This window comes from Frankia sp. AgB1.9 (genome assembly GCF_016786355.1).
Lineage (GTDB): Bacteria > Actinomycetota > Actinomycetes > Frankiales > Frankiaceae > Pseudofrankia.
In genome coordinates this window covers 1-21,657 of sequence record NZ_JADWYX010000065.1, presented here as the reverse complement: position 1 = coordinate 21,657, position 21,657 = coordinate 1, and the positions used below count along the sequence as shown (strand labels likewise).

Sequence of the window (21,657 nt, the reverse complement as noted above, 5' to 3'; positions counted from 1 at the left end):
CCTCGTCGCCCGCCAGACACGCGTCGCCGGGCCGCCCGGGCCGCCTCAACCCAGACTCGCGAGATATCACGAAAGCAGCCAAACGCAACCGTACCGAAAGAGCAACGAAACATCTCCCAGGACCCACCGTCACGGCGCGTCCCGTTCCGACTCCGCCCAGGGACTCCGCGCCCAGGGACTCCGCGCCCAGGACGGCGGACCACCGAGTCTGGCCGGATCCGCCGGCGGCAATGACGGATGTCATCCCGAGGTCGTGACGGGCATGACTGACCTTGGTCCGGGTCGAAGCGGCACTCTGCTGACATGCCCAGCGACCACCTGTCACCGCAGCCCGACCGCCGCCGGCGGGCCCCGTTCGCCGCGACCTCAGCCGTCATGACCTCGACCGCCGCGCCGGCACCGATCGCGCTGAGCGGCGTGCGGCGCAGCTACGGCGCCACGAAGGCGGTGGACGGCGTCAGCCTCACCGTCCCGGCCGGCCAGGTCATCGCCCTGCTCGGGCCGAACGGCGCCGGCAAGTCCACCACGATCGACATGCTGCTCGGCCTGACCCGCCCGGACGCCGGCACGGTCAGCCTCTTCGGGCGCTCGCCCCGGCAGGCCTGCGCCGACGGCCTTGTCGCGGCGATGCTGCAGAACGGCGGCCTGCTGCCGTTCGTCACCGTCCGCACGATGCTCGACGCGCTGCGCGGGCTGTACCCCCGCCCGCTGACCGTCGCCGAGGCGCTGCGCCGGGCCGGCGCGACCGAGCTCGCCGACGCGCGCACCGAGAAGCTGTCCGGCGGCCAGCGCCAGCGGGTGCGGTTCGCCGTCGCGCTGCTGCCCGACCCGGCCCTCCTGGTGCTCGACGAGCCGACCGCCGCGATGGACGTCTCGGCCCGCCAGGCGTTCTGGGCCTCGACGCGGGCCTGGGCCGCCGAGGGGCGCACGGTGCTGTTCGCGACGCACTACCTGGCCGAGGCGGATGACTTCGCCGACCGGATCGTGCTGCTGCGCTCCGGCCGGGTCGTCGCCGACGGCCCGACGACCGAGGTCAAGGCGCTCGTCGGCGGCCGGACGATCCGGGCCACCCTGCCGGGCGTCGACGACAGCACGATCACCATGCTCGACGGCCTGCCTGGCGTGAGCCGGGCCGCCCGGCGCGGCGACACGATCGAGCTGCGCTGTTCCGACAGTGACGTCGCCCTGCGGGCGCTGCTCGACGCGGCCCCGACGGTCCGCGACCTGGAGATCTCCGGCGCCGGCCTGGAGGACGCCTTCCTCGCCCTGACGTCCGACCAGCCGTTGACGCTGCCCACCCCCACTGCACCGACCGGCGCGGACACCGACGCCGCCGCGAAGGAGACCGCCCGATGAACGGCACGCTGTTGATCGCTCGCTACACCCGGTTCGAGATGGGCCGAATCCTGCGCAACCCCAGGTTTCTCATCTTCAGCATGGCTCTACCGGTGATCATGTTCGCCGCGTTCACGGCGACGGACCCGACCGACACGCTCGGCCCGATCACCGTCGGCCCGTACATCATGATCAGCATGGCCAGCTTCGGCGCCATGATGGCCGTCGTCGCCATCGGCACCCGGATCGCGCTGGAGCGGGCCGGCGGCTGGAGCCGCCAGCTGCGGCTCACCGCGCTGACCGGCCCGCAGTACCTGGTCTGCAAGGTCCTGGGCGGCTTCACCCTCGCGCTGCCCGCGCTGATCGCGGTGTTCGTCGAGGCGGTCGTGCTCGGCCGGGCGCACCTCTCGGTCGGCACGTACGTCGAGGCCGGGATCTGGGTGATGATCGGCATGCTGCCGCTCGCGGCACTCGGCATCCTGCTCGGCTACCTGGTCCGGGCCGACAACGCGGGCCAGCTCATCGGCGGTATGACCTCGCTGATGGCGTTGGCCGGCGGCATCTGGGTGCCGGTCGAGCAGTTCCCGCGCTGGCTCGCCGACGTCGTCAAGATGCTGCCCATCTACTGGTCGGCTGACGCGGGCCGGGCCGTCATCGCCGGCTCCTGGATCGGCTGGCACGGGCTGCTGGTGCTGGCCGTCTGGACGGCGCTGCTGAGCCGGCTGGCGATCCGCTTCTACTCCCGCGACCAGTTGCGCGCCTAGTCTGGAACCCGATGGTGGCGACGACGATGACGACCGACGAGAGCACGAACGACGAGAGCACGCAGGGCAGCTCCGACGGGCTGGCCAGGTTCCGGAAGTACATGTTCGAGCCGATCCGGGGCGAGAACGCGCTCGGCCGCCAGGCCGGCGTCACCCGCTGGCGACGCACCGCCGGTATCTGGCTGGTGTACCTCTGGTACGCGCTCGTCGACCTGGTCGGCGAGAGTCCTTGGCGCATCGTGCTCGGAACCCTGCTGCTCGCCGGGTTCTGCTGGCTGTACATCGTTCCGCTGCCCCGTGCCATGTTCTCCGGGCCACTCAAGGACCGGGTGACGGTCCTGGTCGGTGGGCCGCTCATCGCCGTGCTGTACCTGGCGCTCGTCGGGCGCGGCGGGCTGGTCTTCCCGACCTTCCTGTCGGTCGCCTTCGCGCTGCTCCTGGTTCCCGCGGTGAGCCTGCCGATCATCGCGGCCATGGCCGCCACGGTGATCTGGCTGCCGCAACTCGTCCCGTCCTGGCACGTGCACGGGGCGCAGTGGTCGACCGCCGCCCCCATCGCCCTCGTGGTCTTCGCGCTGTACGCCATGCGCGCCGGCGCTCGCAACCAGATCGAGCTGCACCAGGCGCGCCAGGAGATCGAGCGGCTGGCCCAGGAGCAGGAGCGGCTGCGGATCAGCCGCGACCTGCACGACCTGCTCGGTCACGCACTGACGACGATCACAGTCAAGGCCGAGCTCGCGTCCCGGCTCGCCACCCGCGACCCGCAGCGGGCCGCGGCCGAGATGGCCGAGGTCGCGGCGCTCGGCCGGGAGGGGCTGGCGGACGTGCGCGCGGCGGTCGCCGGCTACCGGAGCGTCAGCCTGGTCACGGAGCTCGCGACCGCCCGCGAGGTGCTGTCCGCCGCCGGCATCCGGGCCGAGCTGCCGGCCGCCGTCGAGGACGTCCCGGTCGAGCTGCGCGAACTGTTCGGCTGGGTGCTGCGCGAGGCGGTGACGAACGTGGTCCGGCACAGCGGGGCGTCGTCCGTCCGGGTACTCGTCACGAAACGGTCGATCGAGATCGTCGACGACGGGACCGGCGGCACGCCCGACGGTGGCGAGCCGGGCGAGCCGGGACGCTCGCGCTGGCAGCCGGGAACGACGACGCGTCCCGGCGCTGGCGGTGGCAACGGGCTTGTCGGGCTCGCCGAACGCGTCGCCGCCGCCGGCGGACGGCTGGAGGCCGGGCCGGCCCATGCGCCTCGAACCGGTGGCGAAGCCCTCGCGCCACCGCCCAGGCCGGGCCCGGCGCCTACCCCTGGTCTCGGCTTCCGGTTGCGGGCGGCGGTCCCGGCCTAGCCAGGCACCGGGCCGGTGCGATCATGGCTGCGTGCCGTCGATCCGTGTGCTGCTCGCCGACGATCAGCATCTCGTGCGTGGCGCGCTTGCCGCGCTGCTGTCCCTGGAGGACGACATCGAGGTCGTCGGCCAGGTCAGCCGGGGTGACGAGGTGGTCGCCGCGGTCCTCACGGCCACGCCCGACGTCGTGCTGATGGACGTCGAGATGCCCGGGATCGACGGGTTGGCCGCGGCGGCCGCGGTCCAGGCCACCCGGCCGGCCACGAAAGTGCTCATCCTGACCACGTTCGGCCGCGCCGGTTACCTGCGCCGGGCGATGGAGGCGGGCGCGCTCGGCTTCGTCGTCAAGGACGCCCCGGCCGACGCGCTGGCGGACGCCGTCCGTCGGGTAGCCCGCGGCGAGCGCGTCGTCGACCCCACACTGGCCGCGAGCACGCTGGCCAGCGGGCCGAGCCCGCTCACCGGCCGGGAGCGCGACGTCCTGGTCGCCGCCCGGGACGGCGCCACCGTCGCCGACATCGCCGGGCGGCTCTTCCTGTCCGAGGGCACCGTGCGCAACTACCTCTCCGCCGCCATCGCCAAGACCGGAGCCCGCAACCGCCTGGAAGCCCTACGAACCGCCGAGCAGTCCGGCTGGCTCTAAGGCGATCGGCCGGAACCGGGCGCGGAGCGCCCTTCGCGGACCTCCCAGATCGACTTCGTCGATCCGGCAGGAACCCCGGCTCCGCCTGTCGGGCGCTGAGCGCCCTCCAGGCCCCTGATGTCTCGAGGCGTGGATGTCGAGGGCTGTGCCATCAGTGGTCGGAATCTTGGCTAGGTTGCGCTGTGACGTGGACGCCGCCCGCGTGCGGGCCTAATAACGAATCGGCTCCTCGGCCCTGGCTCGGTAGCCTGGGGGCATGGCGTTGGTCGTGGCGAAGTTCGGCGGCTCCTCCGTAGCGGACGCGGACAAGATCAAAAGGGTGGCCGAGCGGATCGTCGAGACGCGGCGCGCCGGCAACGAGGTGTGCGTGGTCGTCAGCGCGATGGGTGACACGACCGACGAGCTGCTCGAGCTCGCCGAGCAGGTGTCCCCGCTGCCGCCGGCCCGCGAGCTGGACATGCTGCTCACCTCGGGCGAGCGCATCTCGATGGCGCTGCTGGCGATGGCGATCTCGAACCTCGGCGCGGAGGCACGTTCGTTCACCGGTTCGCAGGCCGGCGTCATCACGGACTCCACCCACGGCAAAGCGCGGATCATCGACGTGACGCCGGGCCGCATCCGTACGGCGCTCGACGAGGGCGCGATCGCGATCGTCGCCGGCTTCCAGGGCGTCAGCCAGGACACGAAGGACATCACGACGCTCGGCCGGGGCGGCTCCGACACGACGGCGGTCGCGCTGGCGGCGGCGCTGCACGCCGACGTCTGCGAGATCTACACCGACGTGGACGGCGTGTTCAGCGCCGACCCGCGGATCGTCCCGAGCGCGCGGAAGATCGACACGATCTCCTACGAGGAGATGATGGAGCTCGCCGCCAGCGGCGCCAAGGTGCTCATGCTGCGCTGTGTCGAGTACGCCCGTAACTACAGCGTGCCCGTGCACGTCCGCTCGTCCTTCTCGACGAAGCCGGGCACCTGGGTCACCGACATTCCGGAGGCTGAACTCGTGGAACAGGCCATCATCCGCGGCGTCGCGCACGACAGCAGCGAGGCGAAGGTGACGGTCGTCGGCTGCCCGGACAAGCCCGGCGTCGCCGCGGCGGTGTTCCGCGCGGTCGCGGACGCGGACGTCAACCTCGACATGATCGTCCAGGTGGGCTCGGTGGCCGGCACCGGCCGGACCGACATCTCGTTCACGCTGCCCAAGACCGACGGCCGCACGGCGTTGGCCGCGCTGGAGAAGGTGCGCGGCGAGATCGGCTTCGAGAAGACCCTCTACGACGACCACATCGGCAAGGTGTCCCTCGTCGGCGCCGGGATGAAGTCGCACCCGGGCGTCTCGGCCCGGTTCTTCGGCGCGCTCGCGGACGCCGGGGTCAACGTGGAGATCATCTCAACGTCGGAGATCCGGATCTCGGTGGTCGTCCGCGACACGGACCTGTCCGGCGCCGTCAAGGCCGTCCACGACGCCTTCGAGCTGGGCGACGAGGGCAACCAGGCCATCGTCTACGCCGGCACCGGCCGCTGAGTATCTTGGTTCGCTCCGTCCGGGCGCGGCGCTCCGCGGCCATCCTCGCCTGGCGGCTCGGATGACCACTCCGCGCCGCGTCCTCCTCCGCGAACGGGCGCTCCGGCGACCTGCGCTGCGGCCCAACCCCCTCGCTTCGCTCGGAGGCCGGGCCTCCGCGCAGGCGCGCCTCCGCGCCGTGGGGGTACAGGGCGAGCTGAAAAGTAGTCGGAGTGGGACCGATTCTCGTTCTCCCCGCGTAAGGCAACCTGAGTCGAATCGAGAGGAATCCGGCCGTGGCCGACCAGAACTCCCCTGACGGCCACGTGCCTTCCAGCGGCCGCCGCTTCTCCGCTCGCCCCACCCTCGCCATCGTCGGCGCGACCGGCGCCGTCGGCACGGTCATGCTGTCGCTGCTCGACGAGCGCCCGGACGTCTGGGGCGAGATCCGGCTGATCGCGTCGGCCCGCTCGGCCGGCCGGACGCTGCGAGTTCGTGGCGAGGACGTCGTCGTCCAGGCGCTCGCGCCGGAGGTGTTCGACGGCGTCGACATCGCCATGTTCGACGTGCCGGACGAGGTCTCCGCGGTCTGGGCACCGGTAGCCGCCGAGCACGGCGCGATCGCCGTGGACAACTCGGGCGCGTTCCGACTGGACCCGGACGTCCCGCTGGTCGTCCCCGAGGTGAACCCGGACGCGCTGGCCGACATCCCGCGCGGCATCATCGCGAACCCCAACTGCACGACGCTGTCGATGATCGTCGCGGTCGGCGCACTGCACCGCGAGTTCGGCCTCGAGTCGCTGTTCGCCACGTCCTACCAGGCGGCGAGTGGCGCCGGGCAGGTCGGCATCGACACCCTGTACGACCAGTTGGCCGCCGTCGGCGGGCGCCGCGACCTCGGCCAGACCGCGGGTGACGTGCGCAAGACGATCGGCGACGACGGCTTCGGCCCGTTCCCGGCGCCGCTGGCGCTCAACGTGGTGCCGTGGGCCGGCTCGCTGAAGGACGGCGGCTGGTCGAGCGAGGAACTCAAGATCCGCAATGAGTCCCGCAAGATCCTCGGGCTGCCGTCGCTGCGGATCTCGGCGACCTGCGTGCGGGTCCCGGTCATCACGACGCACGCCGTCGCGGTGCACGCGCGGTTCGGCCAGCCCGTGACCGGGGCCGAGGCCCGCGCGGTGCTGACCAACGCGCCGGGCGTGGCCGTCCTGGACGACCCGGCGAACGGCGAGTTCCCGACGCCGGCGGACGTCGTCGGCACCGACCCGACCTGGGTCGGGCGGATCCGCCAGTCCCCGGACGACCCGCACGAGGTGGCGCTTTTCGTCTGCGGCGACAACCTGCGCAAGGGCGCCGCGCTGAACACGTTGCAGATCGCCGAGACACTCGTCGCGCGCGGTCTGCGCTAGTCGATCCAATAGAGGTTCATCGAACGGCAGGCGCAATACAAATACCGGCCGATCGCGGGGAGCCTCGAACAAGCCATGGGCCGAACCCGGGTGGCCCAATCAGCGATCAGTGAAACAGACGGCGGACGTCGGGCCCACGGCTGACTGCGTTAGCGGCAGCCGAGCGCTCGACATTCCGCGTGCTTGGCGATAGTCCGGTCCGGGCCCCTCGCCATGGCGGCAGCGCCGACAGAACAACGGTCGACGCCGCGTCGTCGGCGCGGGAGCCCGGTCGTCGGAGAGTCAGCCGCGTCGAGAGCTGCGAGAACGCAGGACGGGCCACTCGGGAGAGCTGCTCGAAGAGCGGCTGGCCCGAGTGGCCCGTGAGGTCTGCTGGTGGCTCAGATGGCGCGGACGCCGTCGGCCTGCGGCCCCTTCTGACCCTGGGTCACCTGGAACTCGACCCGCTGGCCCTCCTCGAGGGACTTGTAGCCGTCCATATCGATAGCGCTGTAGTGGACGAAGACGTCCGAGCCGCCGCCGTCCACGGAGATGAAGCCGAAGCCCTTCTCCGAGTTGAACCACTTGACCGTGCCCTGAGCCACGTGCCGTTCTCCCTGCTGGTGCAGTCAGGGCCCGCACCGCGCGGACCCCGGGCCTAATGCCGGTGCCGCATTTCCATCACCGGCTCAGTTCCACAGCGTCCCGGTTGAGACACGGATCGAACTGCAGCCAGGCACGACGGTACACGGCGAGGGGCGCGGACGGGAGTCCTCGCGGTAACGAAGTCCACTTCATCCGGCGTTAACAGCGGGAGACGCGGCTGCGCATCGGTGCCTATATCTCATCCGACCCAATCGGTCGAGACCGTCCCGCGGACATGCCGAAACGACACCCCTTGCCGCAAACCAGCCACACTCCGAAAGGTGAGACAAGTCACGGAGGATAGCCATCCATCACCCAATGCGCGCGAGAACTCGCGGCCCGTCGCGAGCCCTCGACTGTCATGGCCAGCCCGATCGGCCGGCCCCGGCGCCGCGGCTGGATGGCGAGACAGGCATCGGACAGCCGGCCCGACGGTGCCAGGCCGGCCGGGACCAGCGCTAGACCTTGAGCCAGCGGCGGTGATCGGGGGCGGACAGCGCCGGCCAGGCGTCGAAGAAGTCCCGCTCGGCGGTGCGGGCCCGCAGCTCCTCCAGACCCAGCAACAGGCCGTAGGTGAACGCCGTCGAGTCCCCGGCCTGCTGCGCCGCCACCCCCCACGACCTCAGCAGCCCCGCCGCCACCGTCGCGTCCTGGTGAGTGCCGAGCAGTTCCTGCGCCTCGCCCGACAGTTTCGCGAGCGTGCGGGCGTCCGCCCCGAAGATCGGCGTGAGCGCCTCGCCGGCGTACCGCAGCCGCTTCGCCTGCTTGCGGGCCGAATGCAGCAGCTCGTCGCGGTCATGGCCGGCCGGCGTCGCCGCCGCGGTCGCGACCTTGCGGGCGAGCCGGCGGTCGGCATCCCGCACCAGCCGGGGCAGCTCGGTCGCCGCGGGACGGCGGGCCCGCGCGGACAGCGGGGCGCGGGCCAGCTCGGTGAGGTCCACCACCAGGACGAGGTAACGCTCGCCCCGCAGCGCCGCGAGGGCCGTGTCCCGGCCCGCCGCCATGCCAGCGCTCAGATGGCCGCTCAGGCTCTCCTCGACCGGTCCGCGGACCAGCTCCGACGGCAGCGCCGCCAGCCGGCCCTCGAAGTACGCCAGCTGCACCTCGCTGTCCCTGGCGCCGGACAGCGCGCCCGCGAGGTCACCCAGCTCCACGTCCAGGTGCGCGACGAGATCGGCCGGGAACAGCGCCGCGAACGTGCGCAGTGTGCTGCGCATCCGCCGGGTGGCGACCCGCATCTTGTGCACGGCGTCCGGCTCGTCCATCCGCACCCGCGGGTCGACGGCGAGCAGTGCCGCGACCTGCTCGGCCAGGTAGGCGCGCAGCACCGCGCCGGCGGTGTCCCCACGCCCGGGGCGCCGCGGCCGCTCGGCCGGCTCGGCCGCCGGCTCCGGCGGCGCGGTGTGGGCGAGGCTGAGCAGGTGCGCGAGCTTGGAGCCGTGCGGGGCGTCCGACGCCCCGGCCGCCCGCAGGACCGCCTCGACGGCGTCCAGCAGCCGGGTGCCAACCGGACCCGCCTGGGCATCGACGGGACCCGCGTTGGCCGCCTTGCCCCCTCGCTTGCCGGCACCCTTGGCGTCGGTCGCCTTGCCGCCCGCGGCCGCCTTTCCATTGGCCGCCGCCTTGCCGCTCGTTGCCGCCTTGCCATTGGCGGCCGCCTTGCCGTTGGACGCCGCCTTGGCGCTCGCCGCCGCCTTGCCGTTGGACGCGGCCTTGCCGGTCACCGCGTCACTACCGACCTTGACGGCGGTCGCGGCCGGACCGGTGACGGCCGCGTCGAGCAGCTCGACCTCCACCTCACGCCACTGGGTCAGGACGGTCTGCTCGCCCAGCGTCTGCGCGTGCACGTGGTCGTCGACGATCTCCACGAGGCCCGCGCCGGCCGCGTCCAGCAGCCGGGTGGCCGTCCGGGTGGTGACCAGCCGGGCGACCGGGCTGACCCGGGCGCCGCGCAGCACCAGGAAGACGATGTCAAGCAGGTCGGCCGGCGGCGCGCAGTTGGCGACGCCTCGCTCGTCGGGCTCGCCGGCGTCCAACGGACGGTGGATCTCCTCGCGGGCGCCCGTACCGGCCGGTAGCTTCAGGTGCCAGCCGTCGTCGGTTCCACCGGTCCGGCGGCGCAGCGTAATCTTGGCGCGAGCCAGCCGCAGGTCTTCGGAGTCGTAGTACACGGCCTCCTGGGTGAACGTCTCCAGTGTGCCGACCGCGGCGACACCAGCGTCTCGGCCGGCGTTAACCAGGCTAGGCAGCGCAAATCCTGGCTCAACCGCGAACTTGCGCTCGATCTCCACCCGGCCGCCCACTACGTCCCCTTTCGGAGCTTCCGCTCCAGGTCGCCGTCTCCGACCCCGACCGCATGCCGCGCGCCAAGGCCCGAGGGCTGACCGACGCGCGACGCTCGGCCCACCGGGGGCCGACGGGGACCAGCCCACACCGGGTCAGCCCTCCGGGACGGCACCCCCGGTTCGCCTTCTGTTCCCCTATTGTTATCCGGAAGTTGGCAGCCAGGAAACCGATCCGGCCAACGCCACATAACCGACGAACGCAACCGAGTCGATCAGGGTGTGCGCCACGATCATCGGCACCACCCGGCCGCGCCGCTGGAAGAGCCAGCCGAACAGCACACCCATCGCCAGGTTTCCGAAAAAGCCGCCCAGGCCCTGGTAGAGGTGGTACGAGCCACGAAGCACGGCGCTCGCGGCGAGCGCCCGCCGGTCTCCCCATCCGAGCTCGCGCAGCCGGGCCAGCAGGTAGCCGCCGACGATGACCTCCTCGGTCACCGCGTTCTGCAGAGCTGAGAGCAGGAGCACCGGGATTCGCCACCACACGGCCGGCAGCCCGGATGGCGCCACAGTCAGGCTCGCGCCGCTGTGCCAGGCCACCAGGTACAGGCAAAGGCCGATACCGCCGACGCCGGCCGCGATCGCGGCGCCCAGACCGAGGTCAGCCCCGAGGGCACGGCCATCGAACCCGATCATCGCGCGGCCACGCCGTAGCCCGTAGGAGGTCTCGGGCGCCTCCTCGTAACGACGCCCGAAGGCCCCGGGACCGGGCCATTTCGCCCATCGCAGCGCGGACCGCGGGCTCCCGGCCGTGGACGGCCTCGACGCCGGCGACCGGAGGCGCGCCGGCCGCGAAGCCAGGAAGGGCGCGCAATGCCGGGCCAGCAGGTGAATCGCGAGGAAGGCCGGGGCCACATCTGCCAACAGCCCGGCGAGCTGCAACGAAAGATCCAGCCACGGGCGCCCCGGCGCGGCCGAGCCATTGAGCAGGGCCACCTGGCCCCGCAGCGGGCCACGGGTGACGGCACCGATATATCGGATAAGCGCGAACAGCCCGGACATGCCCAGCGATACCGCGAGCAGCAGCCAGACCTCGGTGGTCAGATCCCGCCGCCCGAGCGCCTCGCCCACCGCGGGCTCGCGGCCGCGACCCGCGGTGGCCAGGGCCTCCACCGGTCCGTCAGCCATGCCGACGCCCGACGGCTGCGAGAAGACTCGTCCAGCGACGCCGCCGCCAGCCGCTCCCGCGCCGTCGGACGTCTCCGCGCTGTCGGTCGTCGCGCTGTCCGTCATCGCGGCGACGTCCCTCGCTCCGGGGCTGTCGACTGTTCCGGCGCCGTCGATCGTCCGAGGACGCGTGCCTGCCGCATGCCCGGACGGTAGCCCAGACTCCTGAGCCGGGAGTTAACGATCCTCCCCGCTCAACGCCCTCGCGCGAGCTGTTCACGCATGCGGGTGTGGCTGCATGACTCGCCAGAGCCGAACGCTTGTCGGCATCGCCTCGCCAGGCCAGCGCGCAGGACGGTGGCCAGCCCAGGCCGGTCAAGTAATTGGTTCGCCAGCGCACGATCTTCTACGCGGCGTAAAATTATGATCATGGCGCGGCTGGGAGACCTTGAACGCTCGGTTATGGACGTGTTGTGGGACTCCGTCGGCTGGCTGACCGCGCGCGAGGTCGCCGCCCGGCTTCATCATGAGCGTGACCTCGCCTACACGACCGTGCTAACCGTGCTCGAACGGCTGGAGCGCAAGGGCTTCGTGCAGCGCCAGCGGGCGGCCCGGGCGCACCGGTACAAGGCGGCCGACGCCCGTGAGGTGGTCGTCGCCGACGCGATGCTGGAGGCGCTGGGCACCGCCGACGACCGTGGTTCCGCGCTGGTCCGCTTCGTCGGCGCCGTCTCGGCGGAGGAGGCCGAGATCCTGCGCCGGGCACTCGCGTTGCCCACCGTGGTGGAGCCCACGGAGCCCGACGCGGCCGAGGCCATCGCGACCGCTGGCCTGGCCGACGACGCCGACGACACGGCCCCGTCGGCGGCCACCACTGACAGTGACGACCTGGGCTGACGCTGTGCGACTCCACCGACGCGATTCCGCATCGTCGCCCGATAAGGCTGATGGCGGTAGCGTTGCGTCGACATGACGACGGCGGCCGCTCTCACGCTGTTCGCCGCGGTGCTGGCGTGGCCGGTGCCGCGGCTACTGGCCGGTGCTCGCTGGACGCATGGCTGTCCCCGCGCGGCGATCGTGCTGTGGCAGGCGATCGGGCTCGCCGGTGGGGTCTGCGCGCTGCTGGCGGCGGTCGCGTTCACGGTCGCTCCGCTGTCCGGCTCGACGCCGCGGGGAATCACCCACCACGTTCATAACCTGGCCAAGGGCCAGCCGCTCTCGGGGCTGGACTGGCTGAGCGTCGTCGGCCTCGGTCTGGTCGCGGCCCTGGCCAGCCGGCTGTTCGGCGTGCTCGCCTCGTCGACCGTCGCCACGCTGCGCCGCCGCAGCCACCACCGCACTCTCGTCGACCTGACCGGCGACGACCACACAGAGGACTGCCGCGCGGCCGCCGAGCTTCCTGCCAGCGCACCCCGGCCCCGCCATCACCGCATCCAGGACTGGACACCGCTCGCCTCGATCCGGCACGGCTACCACGCCCGCGGCACGGACGGCTGCGAGCTGTGCGGGCACGTCGGGCTGCGGATTCTCGACCATCCGGTGGCTGTCGCCTACTGCGTCCCCGGGGTTCGGCACGCCCGGGTGGTCGTGTCCCGCGGCCTGCTGACCACCCTCGGGCCACGCGAGCTACGCGCCGTCCTCGCGCACGAGGACGCGCACGTCACCGGTCGCCACGACCTGGTGATCCAGCCCTTCATCGCCTGGCAGCAGACCTTCCCGTTCCTGCGGCCGGCCTGGGAGGCGACCGCGGCGGTGTCGCTGCTGGTGGAGATGCTCGCCGACGACGCGGCAGCCCGCCGGACCAGCGGTAGCACGCTCGCCCGGGCCCTCGCCCAGTTGGGTGTCACCCGTTCCCTCATCCCGGCGGGCACACTCGGCGTCAACGGAACCCCCGACACCCCGGGTGCGGGCGCGCCGGAGACGGGCGTCTGCGCTGAAGCGGGAGGCACCGAGCCACCGTCCCGCTCCCCAGTGATCGCCCGTATCGTCCGGCTGCTCGACCCGCCCGCCGTCCCGTGGTGGCAGCCGGCGGCCGCCTACACCGCCGCGGCCGTCATCCTCGCCGCGCCTTTCCTGCTGCTCGCCGTGTAGCCACGGTCCTCGGCGAGACCAGGGTCTTCGGCAAGGGCACGTCCGCGCCGGCGTCACCGGGCCGTAGCTGGGTCTTCAGACGTTCGAGGCGTCACGTTTCCTGGTCGGGACACCGAACTGGGAGGACGATCCGGGCAGACGGACCGCCCGAGCGCGTCGCGTGTACGTCTGAACCGATGAGCCCCTCGCCGCCCACGGGTCCGTGCCGAACGCCCGGCCCGCGGCGACGATGGCAACGGCAGGCTCACGGCCGTGGACGGAGGACGATGACGACGGCGATCGGCCCGGACTCGGCCGAGCACAGCGACTACGACGCCCTTCGCGCCGGGTGGCAGGGGGACGGCCAGGACGGCGAGGGCCGCGGGCACCACCGCCGCCGGGACAGTCCCGCGGCGGTCATCGTCGTCCACGACGTGAGCGGCGTCGCGGCGGCGGGCGAGCTCGGCACGATCGCGGACCGCATGACCCAGCACGGGATCCGCTTCGACCTGATGACCGCGGGCGAGCGGCCGTTCCCGGATCCGGCCCCGCTCGACCTCATCGTGATCATGGGTTCGGACCGGTCCGCGTTCGACGACACGATCCCGTGGCTGGCCGACGAGCTGGCCTTCCTGCGGGAGGCGGTCCGCGTCGGCACGCCCGTGCTGGGGATCTGCTTCGGCGGCCAGGTGCTGGCCCGGGCGCTGGGCGGCTCGGTGCGCCGGGCCGAGCGACCCGAGCTGGGCTGGTACTCGGCCACGACCGTCGACCAGGCGGAGCTGCCGACCGGCCCCTGGATGGAGTCCCACTGGGACACGTTCACGGTGCCGCCTGGCGCCCAGCGGCTTGCCTGGACGCAGGACGCCGAGCAGGCGTTCCGTTTCGGCCCGCACCTCGGGGTCCAGTTCCACCCCGAGATCACCCCGGCCGTGTTCGAGACCTGGGCCGGCGTCTGGCAGGCGACCGGGTTCGACCGCGAGCTGGCCCGCACCGGCGTGCGGCTGTCCACGCTGCGCGAGGAGATCGCCCGGCACTCCGACACGTCGCGGGCTGCGTCGTACACCCTGTTCGACGCCTTCTGGGCCCGCGCCCGCGCCGTCACACGAGCCTGAGCTTCGCTACCAGGGTTCCAGCGCCGCCGTCAGGCGATCGAGGGTCGCGAGGTCGGCGGGAGGCAGCGCGGCCAGGGCTGGCGGCGGGTCACTGAGAATCCGGTCCGCCTCGCGGGCCGCGTCCTCGCCGGCGGCCGTGAGCGAGACCTGCCGGCAGCGGCGGTCGTTCGGGTGGACGGTGCGAGCGACCAGCCCGCGCCGTTCCAGCTCGTCGATGACGACGGTGGCGTACGGACGGTCGATCGCGAGCTCGGTGGCGAGGTCACGCATGGTGCGCGGCCCCGGGCGCAGCTTGAGCAGCGCCTTCACCCGGATGAAGCTGAGGTCCAGCGCCTCACAGACCTCGCGCCGGCGCTCGTTGCGACCGAGCACCAGCTCCCGCATCCGCCGCCAGACCCGCGCCGCGGCATCGTCGGCGCCAGGACGCGGTTCGGCGCCTGGCACCTCGGGGCCCGGAGTACCGAGCACATCCGCGGCCTGCGGCGCTGGTGTCCCCATGACCGTCGCGGCCTGGGGCGCCGGCGTTCCGGCGGTCATGACGCTCGCCGGTCCGTGCCAGCGAGCGCCGCGTTCCCCGCGTTCCCCGCCGGCCGCGCCGGCCGCGCCGCCTGGGCGCCGAACAGTGCCGCGGTCCTCTCGGCGGTCCCGCGAGCCCACGAGCCGGTCGTCAGCACGCCCAGCACCCCGATGGCCGCGCCGCAGCCAACCATGATCCACCAGGCGGGCGCGCTGGTGGGGTCGATGGCGGCCCGGCCGACCTGGCCGGCCGCACTGTGCGCCGCCACCGAGCCAAGGATAGCCACGCCGAGCGCAGACCCGATCTGCCGGCTGGTCGAGGCCACGGCCGCCGCCACCCCGGCCTGGGTAACCGGCATCCCGGAGACCGCCGTGTTGGTGATCGGTGCGTTGACCATCCCGAACCCGATGCCGAACAGCACGTAGGCAGAGATCAGCAGCACCAGGCTGGTGTGCGGCCCGAGGAACGTCAGCAGCAGCCCACTGGCCGGCAACGCGATCCCGGCGACCATCAGCGACGGCCGCGGCCCACGGCTACCGACGAGCCGGCCGGAGATCGGCGGCATGATGGCGGCGAACGCTGCCATCGGGAGCGTCATGAGGCCGGCGTGCAGCGCCGAGTAGCCCCGCACGTTCTGCAGGTACAGCGTGTTCAGGAACAGGAAGCCACCCAGGGCCGCGAACGCGCAGACGGCGATCCCGGTCGCGCCCGAGAACGGCACACTGCGGAAGAACCGCATGTCCAGCAAGGCTTCCTCGCGACGTGTCTCGACGATGACCAGGCCAACGAGCGCGACGGCGGCGATCACGAACATCACGATCGTCTGAATGGACGCCCAGCCGGCCGACGGCGCCTCGATGATCCCATAGGTGAGCGTGCCGAGTGTCGCGGCGACCAGCAGCTGGCCCGCCGGATCGAAGCGGCGCGCCCGCGGCGCCTTCGACTCCGGCACGAACAGCCCGGTCAGCACCATCGCGGCCAGCCCGATCGGAACGTTGATCCAGAAGATGGACCGCCAGCCGATGCCGTCCACGAGCACGCCGCCGAGTACCGGGCCAAGCGCCATGCTCAGACCGATCACGGCACCCCAGACGCCGATGGCGCGGGCTCGCTCACGTCGCTCGGTGAAGGTGTTCGTGATGATGGCCATGGCGACGGGGTTGAGCATCGAGCCGCCGACCGCCTGGATCATCCGGAACGCGATCAGCCAGCCGAGGCCCGGCGCGAGGCTGCACAGCAATGAGCCCGCGGAGAAGAGAATCAGCCCGGTCCGGAACACCCGCTTACGGCCGAAGCGGTCCCCCATCGAGCCGGAGAAGAGCAGCAGGCTCGCGATCACCAGCCCGTAGGCGTCGATCGTCCACTGCAGGCCGGAGTCGGGCGCGTGCAGGTCCTGCTTCAGCGACGGCAGGCCGACGTTGAGGATCGTCGTGTCCAGCCCGACGATGAACAGGCTCGAGCAGCAGATCGCCAGCACCAGGTAACGCCGGCTCTTGCTCAGCGGCTTACCCGCCGGTGCCCCTCCTGGCCGCGATCCCGCCTGCCCCGGCAGCCCACCCGCCGAGGGGCCTGCATCCACGGCGTCCGTGGACGGAGCCGCGCTCGCTGAGGAACCGGTGCCCGCCTCGGGACCGGTGATTGAGGAACTTGTGGTCACAGGGCCCCCGAGATCGTTGTAGATCGTTAATAGTTATCAGACTACAACTAATTCGAGCCCCGGCGATTCCCTCGCCTCGATGTGACGACCGCCGCGGACCAACCCCACGGACCGCGGAGCCGACGGCCGACGCCGATGCCAAACCGGCGATCATCGACGCCGGTCATGATCGCGGGTTGGGCCCTGGGGTGGTCGTAGAAACGCGCGGGGCACGACCATCCCAGGGCCGAAACAGCGATCAAGGCCACTCGTAGCCAGGCCTCGCCGAATGGGTCAGCAGGGTCTGTAAAGGGGCGAAACGACGATCACTCCGCCGGACGTACCTTCGCGGCGACGGCGCTAGGGCGCTTCAGCTGTCGGCGAACAGGTCGTCGAAGAGAGTTGGGGCCGGGGCGGGCAGGGCGCCTTCGATGCGGAGGATCCGCTGTTTCGTCGCGGCACCGCCGGGGGCGGAGAAACCGCCGAGCGCGCCGCCAGCCGCCAGCACCCGATGGCATGGAACGATGATCGGCACCGGGTTGCGGCCCAGCGCCTGGCCGACCGCCTGCGCGGCGCCCGGCATGCCGAGCCGGGCCGCGACCTCGCCGTAGGTCAGGGTCGATCCGGGCGGAATCGCCCTCGTCACCTCGTACACCCGCCGGTGGAAGTCGGGCATACCGTCAAGATCGACGCGAATGTCGGCCAGATCGATCGGCTCACCGGCGAGGAGCGCGATCATGCCGTCGATCGCCGCCGCCACCTCGGGCGGGGGTTCGCGTTCCACGAAGTCCGGATATTCGGCGGCCAGGGAGGCCCGGGTGGCCGCAAGGCCCGCGGTCTCGTCGGACGCGTCGGGTCGGGCCGGCAACGCTACGCCGACGATTACCTCGTCACGCCAGGCGACGCCGCAGCAGCCGACCGCCGTGCCGAACAGTGCGAACCCGACTCCCGCGAACCCGGCCCCAACCATGAGACCCATCGTGCCCGCCGGTACCGACAAGTTCGGCGCGGGTCACGGTCAGCCAGGGCGCCGCCCACAAGCGTCGACCCGGCCACCCACTCGAAGGCGCGAACCCCCCAGCTCGCGGCTCCTGGGCCCCATCCGGTCCGCTACTCGTGCTCGCCGCCGGTCGTGTACTGGGGTTTCACGCCGTCCGGGCGGTAAGTCCTGACTGGCGCCCCGGACGGGTCGGTACCGAGGGTGTTCCCACATTTCGTCGAGAACCAGTGCGTCGGGCCGGCGGTCGGCCGCCAGCTCTCGATGTCGAAGGTGTCGCCGGTGGCGTAGCCCTTGCCGCCGCCCAACGCTGGAACGAGCGCGAACGACTCGTGGCAGCGCAACTGGTCCTGCAGGCTGGCCCCGACCGCGCCATCCAAACCGGTAAAGCCGGCTGACGGAGTCAGGCAGCGCCGGATCGCCTGCCACATCACGTTCTCGGCCGCATCCCTGTCGCTCGCGTGCCGACCGTCGGAGGTCGGCCGCAACGAGACCCGGAAGTCCCCGTTCGACCACTTCTCAACGGTGATCTCCGCGACGTACTGGCTCGCGCCACAGTAAGGCGCGCCATCGGCACGCGCGGCGGAACTCGGGCTGGCAAGGGGTGCCACCGAGGGGGTGGGCGACGGGGTGGGCGAGCGGTCGGCAGCCGTCGACCTGGTCGAGGTGGCCGGCCCACAGGCCGTGGCGACCGCGACGACCAGCGCCACCGACGCAACCGTCCGGACGCTGACCAGTCTGCCCGTCGACAAGCACCGCACGGCTCCGAGCCTATGGCGAGGCCACCGGTTGCACCGCCACGCGCCACGCGTGACCTGCGCCCTGCCTCGACCCGATCCGCCGGGGTCGCCGGGGTCGCCGGGGTCGCCGGATTTGTCGGACGATCAGCGGGTAGGGCGGGATCATGCTTGCTCTCGCTGCCGCCCTCTGTTTCCTACTCGCCGCTTTCGGGGTCGACTCCTCCGACGTCAACCTGGTCTGGCTCGGTCTCGCCTTCCTCGCCGCCGACTTCGCGTTCCCGTATCGCTTCAGCCAGTTCAGACGCCGGTAGTCGCGGCGATCCAACTCCTTGTCTCCCACGGCCGCCGTGTGACCCGGTCCTATCGGCGGGTCGGACGGCGGCCTTGGCGCCATTCTGGCTCCATCGACCCGGTGGACCAATCCCCTTTGCCCTCCGGTGCCGCCTCCAGCAAGGTTCGCCCGTTCCGGGCGCCGCCTTGATCGCCGTCTCGGCCCTCCGATGGTCACTAGCGGGTCTGTTTCATAGCCACCAGAGGGCGAGAACGACGATCAAGGCGACGGGCGGACCGTGGCTGTCACGGCACCAGGGTCGCGAATCGAGCCTGACCGCGGCCATTCGCGGGCCAAATTCGCGGTCAACGCCGCTCGCGAGGCCGCCGACCAACCGGTCTCGGGCAGAGACAACCTTGTCAGATGCGGCGCTAAGAGTCAGAGAAGGCGCCCAGGAACCTACCGGTGGCCTGAAGGTTCATTGCGCTCAGCCCGCCGATGGCTTGACTGCGGCCTTCATGGCCTTCTTGAAGTCGCGGACCTGGATCCGGGTCTCTGGGCTGACGATGTCGGCGACGGACCGGAGGCTGCCTTCCTCGCCGAAGGGAGCGCTTGCCTCGCGCCAGCCCGAAACGGTGACGCCAAGCTGCTTGCCGAGCAGCGCCAGGAAGATCTTTGCCTTCTGCTCACCGAAGCCGGGAAGCTTGCTGATCCGACGGAGCAGATCCTTGCCGTCGGCAGCCGTCCTCCACACCGCCGCCGCGTCGCCGCCGTACTGGTCGACAAGAAGCTGGCAGAGCGCCTGCACCCGCTTGGCCATCGAACCGGGGAACCGGTGCAACGCCGGCACCTGCGAGAAGATCGCGCCCAGTTCGTCCGGGTCGAACGACGCCAGCTCCGCGACGTCCAACGACCGGCCAAGCCGCCTGGTGAGCTCCAACGGAGCCGCGAACGCCCGCTCCAGCGGGATCTGCTGGTCCAGCACCATCCCGATCAAAAGCGCCAGCGGGTCGTTCGTCAGCAGCTCGTCCGCCTCGGCGATCTGGCTCAGATGCAGTCCCACGCCATCACCGTAGCCGACCTCCGCGCACGATTGTCGGCGCGGGGTGAGCCACCTGGCCTGGCGTTTCTCGAAGTCTTCGCCTGGGCGAACTCCCGCGCGGTCTCCGCGGCCGTCGACAGGCGACGTCGAGGTGCCCTGACGTCGCGCGATCAGAAGTTACCAGCGGATCACCATCTACGGCTCTCTCCCAGAGATCGTTCAACTGATCGCGCCGCTATCGGCAACGCCGACCGCACTCGTCGAGTATCGCTTCGGAGGGGCCAGAGCCCGAGGTACTTTGACAGCCAGACAGGACCGCTCACGGCCACACGTTCCGACGGCCGGGCGCCCCTGCCACTACGACGGCACGACGACCAGGTTGGCCGCCCAGAGGCGGACGTATCCCTCGTCCTGCTCAAATTCTTGCCCCGCCTTCATGCGGCGGTCCTCCGGTGGCTCCGGCTCCTCGGGATCCGCCGGCTCCTCCAACAACGTGATCTTCACCGTCACCCGGTAGTCGTCGCCGGACGCCTCGATGCGTTCCACCACACCGCCGACGTGCTTCATGAGGTACGGCACGTTGATCGCGTCTTCCACGTACTTGGCCGACTCGGGATACGGGTACACACGAATGTCCACATTTGACATATCCGGGGCGGCCGGCCGCCATTTCACCGTGTTCCCGACGACGAACGGCACTTGAGCCCCGCCAGCGCCGCCGGCTCCGGCGCCGCCCACGGCTGCGCTCCGACGGTAGGCGGCGAAACTGGGGTGCGCGAAAACAGGCGGAACCTCCGCGGCCTTGATGTAGCGGCTGCTGTCGGGATGCGCCGGCCCGGCAACGCAGACCACGGTCACGACGCCCCCGGTGAAGCTGAACTGGTACTCGACCGGGCTGTGCTCGTTGGCCGTGTCCCGCTTGCCGGACTGCTCGCACAGAGCCAGATAGACCTGGCGCAGCCGCGGTCCCCAGGCCGCGAGATCGTCGGGGCGGGCGGGCACAAGGAACGCCTGGCCCCCGGTGACCAGAGCGTCCACGAGCGCGCCCAGCGCCGCCTCGCGGTCAGGCGACGCAGGTACTCTCCGGGCGGCCTCCACCGCGGCGGCGACGGAGATGTCCCAGGCATAGCGAAAGTCCCCGACGTGTTCGTCCTCAGCCGTCTTCACAGCCGCCGCGAGTTCGGCGGACACCTGGAGGCGGACCGGCCAGACACCGTTCCCGGGCTGGGCGGTCAGCCACTTCGCGCCGAGCCGGGACAGGTATCTGTTGACCGCGCCTCCCTTCCACTGGCCCGGCCCCGTCACCGTCATCGATTCCAGGTCGTAGACCCCGGCAGCTATGCCTTTGGAGTCATGCCAGTTCGGGTCGTACACGGAATGGTCGAGCGCGAGGGCGACATTCGGCGCGGCTCCGGTAGCGACCAGTTCAAGCCTGGGGATGTTCCCCGTCTCCGTGATTCCCAACGGCGTCGGGAAAAAGTTCCCGAGCTCCGTCGGACCGACTGCCCGGTAGAAGAAGACCAGCCCCTCCCGCCGGAAGGTCCACGCACGCCCACTCATGGTCACCACCCCCGCGCCATACTGCGACGCCCATACGATGGAAGGGGCCCGTTACCGACCAGATAGCCCGCGCTGGCTGCTCAGATGACCCACGCCGACCACACGGGCCGTGGCCACTGAAGGTATGACCGTGGTCACGAGAGCGAGAAAGGCCTGACGCGACTCGCCCATTGACAGTGCGCGCGGCCGGCGGCCCTGCCCCGACTCAGGCGCCCGCGCGTCATCACCGTAGCTGACCACCACCGCGGCGACTTCGGGCGGCAACCGGCCCGGCTCGACGAGCCAACCGGGGCGCCGGCCGACGGCGGTAGGCACGGACTGTCGCAAGCTCACCGCCGAGTCGTCGCCCGCCAACGATCCGCCGCGCCACGCGTACGGGATCTACATGCCCATGCTGGGCCGGGCGTGCCGGAGGGCAGGAACCTGCTGCGCGCCGAGGGGTGGAGGTTCTGGTAGTCGATGAAGACAGCGACTCCGCCGATTAAGGGAGGTGCGCCGTGACCGCGGAGATCGTCGCTCCCGCCTGGATGCACCAGCAGATCACAGCGGAGCTGTACAACTCGCTGTCTGAGAGCCTGTTTTAGATCTTGATGGTGTGGACTGGGTGTTGGCTGTGTGGGTGCGGGTCGGCGTGGCCGCGTGATCGA

Annotated in this window: 19 protein-coding genes; 10 read left to right on the top strand and 9 right to left on the bottom strand. The window is 71.5% G+C overall.

The window, feature by feature from the left end:
- The first annotated feature begins 303 nt into the window (after window positions 1–303).
- The 6 genes from I6A60_RS24305 to I6A60_RS24280 all read left to right on the top strand — a co-directional run bounded on the left by I6A60_RS24305 (window position 304) and on the right by I6A60_RS24280 (window position 6,992).
- Window positions 304–1,356 (top strand): ABC transporter ATP-binding protein, encoded by a 1,053-nt coding sequence (locus I6A60_RS24305; protein ID WP_203020679.1) that lies wholly within the window; start codon window positions 304–306, stop codon window positions 1,354–1,356.
- The gene (locus I6A60_RS24300; protein WP_203020681.1) at window positions 1,353–2,099 is read left to right on the top strand and encodes an ABC transporter permease; all 747 of its coding nucleotides are present in this window, start codon (window positions 1,353–1,355) and stop codon (window positions 2,097–2,099) included. The genes I6A60_RS24305 and I6A60_RS24300 overlap by 4 nt, the downstream gene beginning before the upstream one ends.
- 26 nt (window positions 2,100–2,125) lie before the next feature.
- A complete protein-coding gene (locus I6A60_RS24295; RefSeq protein ID WP_203020683.1) occupies window positions 2,126–3,436 on the top strand; it encodes a histidine kinase in 1,311 nt (436 codons plus the stop codon).
- Window positions 3,437–3,467: 31 nt separating this feature from the next.
- Entirely contained in the window at window positions 3,468–4,079 is a 612-nt protein-coding gene (locus I6A60_RS24290) for a response regulator transcription factor (RefSeq protein ID WP_203020685.1), read from the top strand.
- A gap of 256 nt (window positions 4,080–4,335) precedes the next feature.
- Window positions 4,336–5,604 (top strand): aspartate kinase, encoded by a 1,269-nt coding sequence (locus tag I6A60_RS24285; RefSeq protein WP_013427956.1) that lies wholly within the window; start codon window positions 4,336–4,338, stop codon window positions 5,602–5,604.
- A gap of 275 nt (window positions 5,605–5,879) precedes the next feature.
- Window positions 5,880–6,992: an aspartate-semialdehyde dehydrogenase gene (locus I6A60_RS24280; RefSeq protein ID WP_307873841.1), complete on the top strand. Its 1,113-nt coding sequence runs from the start codon at window positions 5,880–5,882 to the stop codon at window positions 6,990–6,992.
- A 380-nt stretch (window positions 6,993–7,372) separates the two neighbouring features.
- Here the strand turns inward: I6A60_RS24280 and I6A60_RS24275 are convergent, their stop codons facing one another.
- The 3 genes from I6A60_RS24275 to I6A60_RS24265 all read right to left on the bottom strand — a co-directional run bounded on the left by I6A60_RS24275 (window position 7,373) and on the right by I6A60_RS24265 (window position 11,191).
- Window positions 7,373–7,576: a cold-shock protein gene (locus tag I6A60_RS24275; protein WP_013427958.1), complete on the bottom strand. Its 204-nt coding sequence runs from the start codon at window positions 7,574–7,576 to the stop codon at window positions 7,373–7,375.
- Between the two features lie 498 nt (window positions 7,577–8,074).
- The gene (locus tag I6A60_RS24270) at window positions 8,075–9,919 is read right to left on the bottom strand and encodes a CYTH and CHAD domain-containing protein (RefSeq protein WP_307873840.1); all 1,845 of its coding nucleotides are present in this window, start codon (window positions 9,917–9,919) and stop codon (window positions 8,075–8,077) included.
- A gap of 183 nt (window positions 9,920–10,102) precedes the next feature.
- Window positions 10,103–11,191, bottom strand: a complete 1,089-nt coding sequence (locus I6A60_RS24265; protein ID WP_307873839.1) for a CPBP family intramembrane glutamic endopeptidase — start codon at window positions 11,189–11,191, stop codon at window positions 10,103–10,105.
- Window positions 11,192–11,494: 303 nt separating this feature from the next.
- On the opposite strand from I6A60_RS24265, the gene I6A60_RS24260 reads away from it, so the two are divergent.
- The 3 genes from I6A60_RS24260 (at window position 11,495) to I6A60_RS24250 (ending at window position 14,247) form a co-directional block, all read left to right on the top strand.
- The gene (locus I6A60_RS24260; protein WP_238436130.1) at window positions 11,495–11,962 is read left to right on the top strand and encodes a BlaI/MecI/CopY family transcriptional regulator; all 468 of its coding nucleotides are present in this window, start codon (window positions 11,495–11,497) and stop codon (window positions 11,960–11,962) included.
- Window positions 11,963–12,034: 72 nt separating this feature from the next.
- A complete protein-coding gene (locus tag I6A60_RS24255; RefSeq protein WP_203020689.1) occupies window positions 12,035–13,156 on the top strand; it encodes a M56 family metallopeptidase in 1,122 nt (373 codons plus the stop codon).
- Window positions 13,157–13,422: 266 nt separating this feature from the next.
- Window positions 13,423–14,247, top strand: a complete 825-nt coding sequence (locus I6A60_RS24250) for a type 1 glutamine amidotransferase (RefSeq protein WP_203020691.1) — start codon at window positions 13,423–13,425, stop codon at window positions 14,245–14,247.
- A gap of 6 nt (window positions 14,248–14,253) precedes the next feature.
- Here the strand turns inward: I6A60_RS24250 and I6A60_RS24245 are convergent, their stop codons facing one another.
- From I6A60_RS24245 to I6A60_RS24230, 4 genes are all read right to left on the bottom strand, one after another.
- Window positions 14,254–14,784: a MarR family winged helix-turn-helix transcriptional regulator gene (locus I6A60_RS24245; protein ID WP_203020693.1), complete on the bottom strand. Its 531-nt coding sequence runs from the start codon at window positions 14,782–14,784 to the stop codon at window positions 14,254–14,256.
- Entirely contained in the window at window positions 14,781–16,241 is a 1,461-nt protein-coding gene (locus I6A60_RS24240) for an MFS transporter (RefSeq protein WP_374113511.1), read from the bottom strand. The genes I6A60_RS24245 and I6A60_RS24240 overlap by 4 nt, the downstream gene beginning before the upstream one ends.
- A 529-nt stretch (window positions 16,242–16,770) precedes the next feature.
- The gene (locus tag I6A60_RS24235) at window positions 16,771–17,379 is read right to left on the bottom strand and encodes an MGMT family protein (protein ID WP_203020695.1); all 609 of its coding nucleotides are present in this window, start codon (window positions 17,377–17,379) and stop codon (window positions 16,771–16,773) included.
- Window positions 17,380–17,510: 131 nt separating this feature from the next.
- A complete protein-coding gene (locus tag I6A60_RS24230; protein WP_307873837.1) occupies window positions 17,511–18,107 on the bottom strand; it encodes a DUF2599 domain-containing protein in 597 nt (198 codons plus the stop codon).
- Between the two features lie 194 nt (window positions 18,108–18,301).
- On the opposite strand from I6A60_RS24230, the gene I6A60_RS24225 reads away from it, so the two are divergent.
- A complete protein-coding gene (locus I6A60_RS24225; protein WP_013427968.1) occupies window positions 18,302–18,448 on the top strand; it encodes a hypothetical protein in 147 nt (48 codons plus the stop codon).
- A gap of 447 nt (window positions 18,449–18,895) precedes the next feature.
- Here I6A60_RS24225 and I6A60_RS24220 read toward each other — a convergent pair whose 3' ends face one another.
- On the bottom strand, window positions 18,896–19,471 hold the full coding sequence (locus I6A60_RS24220) for an HhH-GPD-type base excision DNA repair protein (RefSeq protein ID WP_203020699.1): 576 nt from the start codon (window positions 19,469–19,471) through the stop codon (window positions 18,896–18,898).
- A 336-nt stretch (window positions 19,472–19,807) separates the two neighbouring features.
- On the bottom strand, window positions 19,808–21,010 hold the full coding sequence (locus I6A60_RS24215; RefSeq protein ID WP_203020701.1) for a hypothetical protein: 1,203 nt from the start codon (window positions 21,008–21,010) through the stop codon (window positions 19,808–19,810).
- Window positions 21,011–21,657 lie beyond the last annotated feature (647 nt).